The 2,823-nt window shown below is 64.3% G+C and carries 3 protein-coding genes; 1 reads left to right on the plus strand and 2 read right to left on the minus strand.

Annotated elements, in window-relative coordinates; genetic code table 11:
- Positions 1 to 83: 83 nt before the first annotated feature.
- Positions 84 to 809 carry an SDR family oxidoreductase gene (locus tag ACW9I6_RS31890; protein WP_003215767.1) on the plus strand — a complete coding sequence of 242 codons (726 nt, stop codon included), beginning with the start codon at positions 84 to 86 and terminating at the stop codon, positions 807 to 809.
- Here the strand turns inward: ACW9I6_RS31890 and ACW9I6_RS31895 are convergent.
- Together ACW9I6_RS31895 and ACW9I6_RS31900 are read right to left on the minus strand one after the other, a co-directional pair.
- Positions 806 to 1,810, minus strand: a complete 1,005-nt coding sequence (locus ACW9I6_RS31895; protein WP_008430593.1) for a LacI family DNA-binding transcriptional regulator — start codon at positions 1,808 to 1,810, stop codon at positions 806 to 808. The genes ACW9I6_RS31890 and ACW9I6_RS31895 overlap by 4 nt on opposite strands.
- 51 nt (positions 1,811 to 1,861) lie before the next feature.
- A complete protein-coding gene (locus ACW9I6_RS31900) occupies positions 1,862 to 2,725 on the minus strand; it encodes a LysR family transcriptional regulator (RefSeq protein WP_008430591.1) in 864 nt (287 codons plus the stop codon).
- Between the last annotated feature and the right edge of the window lie 98 nt (positions 2,726 to 2,823).

Below are 2,823 nucleotides of genomic sequence, written 5' to 3' on the forward strand. Positions count from 1 at the left end.
GCCGGATTTATTGCCTGACCCACCGCATTCGCGAGCAAGCCCGCTCCCACATGGGATCTCCATCGTTTTAGAGATCGTGAACCATGAACGCTATTTTTGACTTCACCAAGCAGCGCATCCTCGTCACCGGCGCCAGCAGCGGCATCGGCCGGGAAATTGCCCTCCAACTGATCGCCAGCGGCGCCCAGGTGTTTGCCCTGGGCCGCGACGCTCAGGCCCTGGCCCAGCTCGGTTGCGAAACCCTGTGCCTGGACATCGCCAACAGCGCCGCCCTGGACCTGGCCCTGCAAGGCCTGCCGCCGATGCATGGACTGGTCAACTGCGCCGGCATTTCCCGCCTGGAACCCGCCGCGGCCATCAGCGCCGAAGCCTTCGACCAGGTGATGAATGTCAACGCCCGCGCCGCGGCCCAGGTCGCCAGCCGTATCGCTGCGGCGATGATTGAAGCGAAGATTCCCGGCAGCATCGTCAACGTCTCAAGCCAGGCCTCACTGGTAGCCCTGGACGATCACCTCGGCTACTGCGCCTCCAAGGCCGCACTGGACGCCATCACCCGCGTGCAATGCGCCGAATGGGGCCGCTTCGGAATTCGCGTCAACAGCGTCAACCCCACCGTCACCCTCACGCCCATGGCACAGATGGCCTGGTCGGCGCCCGCCAAGCGCGACCCGGCATTGGCGGCGATTCCCCTGGGGCGATTTGCCGAAACGGCGGAAGTGGCCCTGCCGGTGTTGTTCCTGCTGAGCGATGCCGCCAGCATGATCAGCGGCGTCAGCCTGCCGATCGACGGCGGCTACACCAGCCGCTAGCCGTTCTCCAGCTTGCCGGCGATCACCACCTTGTCCCGCGGTTTGTGCGGGTCTTCGAGACGATCCAGCAGCAGCCGCACCGCGCTGCTGCCGGCCAGTGACGCGTCGTGGGCCACGCAGGCAATCGGCACGCCGAAGATATCGGCAAAGGGCAGGCGGTCGATGCCGCAGATGGTCAGGCTGTCGTGGGGGATGTTGTGCATGCGCAGCGCACGCAGCGCGCCGAGGGTGATCAACTGGTTGAAGCCCATGATCGCGTCCGGCGCCGAGTGTTCGGCCAGGTAGTCGAGGGTGTGCAGGTAGGAGGGCATCAGCGTGTAGTCACCGGCACACACTTCAACGTGCACCTGAGGGTGCGCGGCCAGGACTTCTTTCAGGCCCTTGAGGCGCTCCATGGTGATGCGCGAATGTTCGGGCCCGGTCAGCACCAGCAGGCGCTTGAGGTTCGGGGTTTGCCGCACCAGGTACTGCGCCGCCTCGATGCCGCTGTGATAGTTGTCCAGCACCACGCGGCTGAACGGGCTGTCGTGGATCGTGCGATCGAGCAGCACCACCGGCGTCTTGCCGTTACCCAGGCGCTCCAGATAGTCCGGCTGGTAGCTGGGCTCGTCGGAGACCGGCGACAGGATGATCCCCGCCACGCGGTAGCCCAGCAGCGTGTCGACTGCCTTGCTTTCCAGTTCTTCCAGTTCGTCGGTATCCACCAGCATGATGGTGTAGCCGTGCTTTTTCGCCTCGCGGGAAATCGCCTTGATCATCTCGCTGTAGAAGGGGTTGTCGACCGAAGCGGTGATCACGCCGATGATCAGGCTCTCGCTGCGCTTGAGCCCGCGGGCAAAGGCGTTGGGCACATAGTCCAGCTCCCGCGCCACTTCGAGAATCCGCGCCAGGGTGGCGGGCTTGACCAGGTCGGGTTTGCTCAGCGCCCGGGACACCGTGATGGTGGTCATGTTGACCCGTTTGGCGATGTCGCTGATGGTGACGGACTTTTTCTTGTTCATCGGCAGGGGGGAACCAGGAGAAAACAACCTGAGGCTACCATGGGCACGGCTTCAAATCACCGGATCCCAGCGCTGCGACCAATCCTTTTCCGCCTCCACCACCGCCCGCAGCAACCCCAGCGCCTGCTGCAAAACCGCCGAGTCGCGCTCGCGGGAATACACCAGGTACGTCGGGAAGCTGAACTCCGGCGCCTTGGGCACCCGTTCCATCACACCGCTGTCGAGGTAGCTCTGTACGACCCGCGTGCGGAAATACCCGGCACCGCCGTTTTCCAGGATGTACTGCAACGCCAGTGGCCCCAGATTGAAACTCAGGGCTGCGCGGGCCTTGTCCGGCAGTGCGGCGTCGTGCTGCTGGCGAAAGCCCTGGCCCCAGTCGATATACACGTAGGGCTCGGGCCGGGCGGCCAGTTGCACCAGGATCAGTTTTTCTTCCAGCACCTGCTCCACCTGCAACCCCGGCCAGTATTGCGGCTGGAACACCAAGGCGGCGTCCAGCACCCCCAGCTCCAGTTGGCGCAACAGGTACTCGCCTTCGCGAATCTCGGTGCGCAAGGCATGACCGGGGATGTGTTCACGCAAGGCCTGGGCCCAGCCGAGCATCAGCGGGTTGCACAGGCTGACTTCGCCACCGATGTGCAGCACGTTGCGGTAGCCGTCGGGTAATGGCAGGTCGCGGCGTGCGGCTTCCCAGGTCTGGACAAGCTGGTTGGCGTAGACCACGAACGCCTCGCCGTCCGGGGTCAGGCGGGCCCCGGCGCGGTTGCGCACGAACAGGGTGCTGTTGAGCTGGCTTTCGAGGTTTTTGACCCGGGCGGTGATTGCCGTCTGGGTGACGTGCAGTTTCTCGGCCGCCGCGGCGAGGCTGCCGCAGCGGGTGATTTCGAGGAAGGTGCGTGCCAGTTCGATGTCCATGAAACCCCCTTGGATGATAGGAGGCATTGTAGGGGCTGATGATTGGAATACGGACAAAAATGTGGGAGCGGGCTTGCTCGCGAAGGCGGTGTGTCAGT

It is taken from the genome of Pseudomonas sp. SDO5522_S412 (assembly GCF_054071215.1).

What these genes read in the sequence shown, in the direction of transcription:
- ACW9I6_RS31890 (WP_003215767.1), top strand. Translation starts at nt 84, where the DNA reads ATGAACGCTATTTTTGACTTCACCAAGCAGCGCATCCTCGTCACCGGC.
- ACW9I6_RS31895 (WP_008430593.1), bottom strand. Translation starts at nt 1,810, where the DNA reads ATGAACAAGAAAAAGTCCGTCACCATCAGCGACATCGCCAAACGGGTC.
- ACW9I6_RS31900 (WP_008430591.1), bottom strand. Translation starts at nt 2,725, where the DNA reads ATGGACATCGAACTGGCACGCACCTTCCTCGAAATCACCCGCTGCGGC.